Annotated in this window: 4 protein-coding genes; 1 reads left to right on the top strand and 3 read right to left on the bottom strand. The window is 33.8% G+C overall.

Features of this window, described 5'->3' with window-relative positions; all coding sequences use genetic code 11:
* Positions 1-904 (top strand): RHS repeat domain-containing protein (locus tag ACLI08_RS16355; RefSeq protein ID WP_411429582.1); only part of this gene is annotated, 904 nt, incomplete at its 5' end.
* A gap of 588 nt (positions 905-1,492) precedes the next feature.
* On the opposite strand, the gene ACLI08_RS16350 is transcribed toward ACLI08_RS16355, so the two are convergent.
* The 3 genes from ACLI08_RS16350 to ACLI08_RS16340 all read right to left on the bottom strand — a co-directional run.
* Complete coding sequence (locus ACLI08_RS16350; protein ID WP_411429581.1) at positions 1,493-2,533, bottom strand: tyrosine-type recombinase/integrase; 1,041 nt, start codon at positions 2,531-2,533, stop codon at positions 1,493-1,495.
* 277 nt (positions 2,534-2,810) lie between these two features.
* Positions 2,811-3,251: a hypothetical protein gene (locus ACLI08_RS16345; protein ID WP_411429580.1), complete on the bottom strand. Its 441-nt coding sequence runs from the start codon at positions 3,249-3,251 to the stop codon at positions 2,811-2,813.
* 2 nt (positions 3,252-3,253) lie between these two features.
* Positions 3,254-4,202 (bottom strand): RHS repeat-associated core domain-containing protein (locus tag ACLI08_RS16340; RefSeq protein WP_411429579.1); only part of this gene is annotated, 949 nt, incomplete at its 5' end.

Below are 4,202 nucleotides of genomic sequence, written 5' to 3'. Positions count from 1 at the left end.
CAAAGCGTACAGGTATGGATTCCAGGGGCAGGAAAAAGACGATGAGCTAAAAGGCGAAGGTAACAGCCTTAACTACACCTTTAGGATGCACGACCCAAGGATTGGTAGGTTCTTTGCGGTGGATCCGCTAGCATCTAAGTACCCATTTTATTCTCCATACCAGTTTAGTTCAAATAGTCCAGTACAGGCAATTGAACTTGAAGGATTGGAAAGTAGCAAAATACCAAATGAAAATGAGAAAAAACACGAAGGAGGTTCTTTTAAAAGATTTTTCAGCAAAGTACTTTTAGGCTGGATGAATATAGCATATAATGTTAATCAGATATCAACAGGAAAAGCTCCAGTTCGTAATCCTTATGCTGATCCAGATTATGGTGAAAAAGTGGTAAAGGGACAACAGGAAATAGTTAGTTTAACTTTAAGTGCAGTAGATATAATGCAAACTGCCAAATATGGTATTGGGGATGCTGAAGAAGATTCTAGAATATATTCTCAATTAAGCCAGAAACTTAAATTAAAAGGAATTCCTAGAGATTTATTAAGAGAAAATTATACCAAGGAGGTTGCAGCTTTAAGCAAGGTTGGAGAAGAAATGTTAAATGCCGGAATACCAGAAAGTGTAGTTGCTAAAAGTTTGAATGAACAAAGAAGGGCACTTGGATTGCTATATAAAGATGCAACTCCCTCAGATTTGCGAAAATTTATTTATGAATTTAATATAAGACGTTATGGTGATAAATTAGGTCCCACCTATGAAGCTATGAAGAAACAAGGTAAAACTGATGCACAGATTATTAATTCAGCATCTAGACCCTTAGGAGATAAGAAAGCATTGGGAGAGGCCTTATATAAAGAGTTTGGTAAAAAAATTGAGTCTATTTTAAAAAGATATGATATGCTATAAATATGAAGATTTATTTACAAAAATTTAAGGAATTTAACACAGTTTTAGAACTAGACATTGAAACCCGAAATTATTCAATTATTAGTAAACAGTCAAATTTCACCATTTCGGGTTTTTTCTCTAATTTCGACTCCGATATAGTAGGTGTGTTTTGTCAAAAACAGAATATTTATTTATATTTTAATGAAATGATATACAAGTATGATACTAATGTTAGAATTGAATATTTTATAGATAATAATGTTTCCCATTTAAATCTATGCGCGCTAGATAGTGAGTTGAAAATTAATTATTTAATCAATAATCCTGTATCAACATTAATGTATTCTGAAATCGATGAAGATAGCGACTTTGGCTTATGGTTATCTAATCTAACAAATTCGGAAGAAAGAAGACAAATTTTTTTGAAATATAATTCCTCGAGTATTTAATATGTAAATTATTGAAAAATATGGATTTTGCAAATCGAAATGTTTTCTCTAGCAACAAAACAATGGTAAGAATTGCAATCGTGGAGGCTTTTTTTAACATAACTATAAAAACAGGTTGTACCAATAGTTTTCTAAAATAAAAAACGGTAGATATATTTCAATACACCTCCAGCTTACTATGCACCTTCTCAATCTCTTTGTCCATGTATGTCTGTGCGTAATGTACATAGCGGTTAAAGGAGGTGCTGGCGTTGCTGTGGCCGCTTATTTTTCGTACCAGGTGTTCTGGCATGCCTAGTATAAGCAGCGTGGTTATGGCCGTGCGGCGCATCATGTGAGAGCTCATTTTATCGCAAAAGCGGGTTTTTGCAGCCGTAGTAGTAATAGCGCGTGTTTTACCCTGGCGTTCGCGGTGTATGTCTATAGGGGTGGTGTAACCCGCAAGCTCGCCTATGCGCTTCAGGGATTTATTAAAGTTAAACAACGTAAGGTTGCCAAATACGGGCAGCTTACTATTGCCCGGCTTGTATTGGTCATATATAGCAACTGCATACCCGGGAAGCTTTATATAGCTAAAGGTTTTTGTTTTTTTGCTGCGTAGTTTCAGGTACCAGTCAGCACCCTGTTGTTCAAAGTTTTTTGTGGTCAGTAAAAAAATATCGCTGTAGCGTAAGCCTGTGGTACAGCCAAATACAAAAATATCTTTTACCTTGCGCAATGCAGGTGTAAGCGAGGCTTCAAAAGTGCGGTCGTGTATTAAAAACTTTAATTGCTCCGGTGAAAGCACCAGTATATCTATCTCCTCCTTACGTACATAAAACAGGCGCTGAAAATCGCCCGTATACATATCTTTATCGTTTTTAAGGTAGTTAAAAAATATGCGTATGGTTTTTATGTTTGCCCCCACATAATTATCAAAACACCCCTTTTTATATAAAAACTCGGTAAACTTCTGGTAAAATTTTTTCCAGTAGTTTTTCTCGCTTTTGAGTTCACGGGCGGTTAGTTTAGAAGCATCGCTTATACGGAGCTCAAAACCGCAAACGGTACTAAACTGTACCAGGTTTTGCAATACATAGCCGTAATTTTGTATGGTTTGCGGTTTTATACGCTCACCGTTCTTTTTTAGGCGTTTGCCGGTTTCGGTATCTTTTATAAACTGCTTAAATAAGGGCACTAATGCCGCCTGCTTTTTCATTAATGTATTTTGACCGCAAAGTAAAACAAAAAAGCAAAGCACAAAGCTTTGCTTTTTTGTTTAGGTGGTTACAGTAATGCTAGTAAATTCTTTATTTCATGTATATAAAGTAATGTTTTTCTGATAAAATACAATTAAATGTTCTATTTCCTAAGTCTATTTCATCTTTATAAATAGTTCTGTTAAGAGAGCAATATTAAAACTTACAAATAAATGTAAATTAGTTCACAAATTTAGCGTTTAATTTAAAGATGAATTTTTTGTATTAAGTATGTACTTATTTTGGCCATAAATTTATATACCACATTAAGTTATATCTACTAATTATATACGTTCTATAGCTATCATTCAGCTTTATATCAATATATTTTTTTTCATTTTTTAAGTATAATTTAATATTGTCTGTTTTATAATTAATTTTATAATGTTTAAACAGCATATTTGGAGGACAGTCATCACAATCCGTTGTATCTTTTTTACTAAACTCATCAACCAATTTATTATTAATAATGATACCAATAGTATCATTAAATTTTTCTTTGATAACCAATGCAATAACATTGGTGTCTTCTGAAGTTGTATAAAATTTAGAACTTTTAGTAACACTAGGACTTTCTTGTGATATAATAGCTTCCTGTAACTGATAATGTCTAATATCTACCTTATTGGAAGAACAGGATATTAATAAACTACAACAGAATACGGTGATATATTTCATAATTATGGTTTTTTTAATTCTTCTGTAGTAGGACCACCGTCAGATTTTCCCCTTACAGTTTCTATAATAGCTCTGATCTGTCCGGGCTCTATGAAATTTGATGTTGTTGTAGGAGGACGTAGACTTTTATCTGGATTATCGTCAGTATTCATAAAGTTCTGAATAATTTTATTTAACACCCTACTATTAAGATCACTTTGATTAAGTTCAGGATTTAATAATATTTCAATTACCCCTAACTCCCATGGATGATTTAATCCTCCAGAATGCCCAAAAATTTCGTGCAAGGCTGTTTCTGCCATATCGGATTCATCAACTATTTTTCCATTTTTTGTAATACCGATATTCGTTGTAAATGAATATACTTCACCGTGATTCTCTCCTTTCTTCCAAGCTTCACTTGTTGTTACAGTGTTACCATTTCGAACCACTGTTTGAACACTTGTTCTGTCATCAAAAATTAACCTCCCTATATATCCATCGTTAGAAGTTCTAGGAGTGTAATCCAACACCACGGTAGTTTTTACATCATGTTGAAAATTCTTTCCATCTTGTGTATATACCAACGCTCTTGTGCCTTCTTTTTCAATTTTAGTTTTTATCGCCTCACATCTTGATTTTATAATATTAGGGTCAGTAATTATTGTAGATTGATTTTCTACTTTGACTCGTATTACAAGTTCTGTAGTTAATTTAATAGTACCGTCTGGTAAAGTTACTGAAGTGGTAGTTTCTGCCCATTCTTTACCGTCTAAGTCAACTCCATCGAGTGGTCTGTTTGAAGCAAATTGATAAGGTGTCAAATAGGGATAATCCGATGTTAAGGGGTCAATACTCATAAATCTCGCGATCCTTGGGTCATACATTCTAAAACCATAGTCATAACTATCTCCTTCCCCTTTCACTTCATCATCCTTCTCTTTTCCATTAAACCCATACCTGTACGCTTTT

Origin of the sequence: Flavobacterium sp. RNTU_13, assembly GCF_046614455.1 — a bacterium.
Classification (GTDB): Bacteria; Bacteroidota; Bacteroidia; order Flavobacteriales; family Flavobacteriaceae; genus Flavobacterium.
This window is presented reverse-complemented; position numbering and strand designations above follow the sequence as displayed.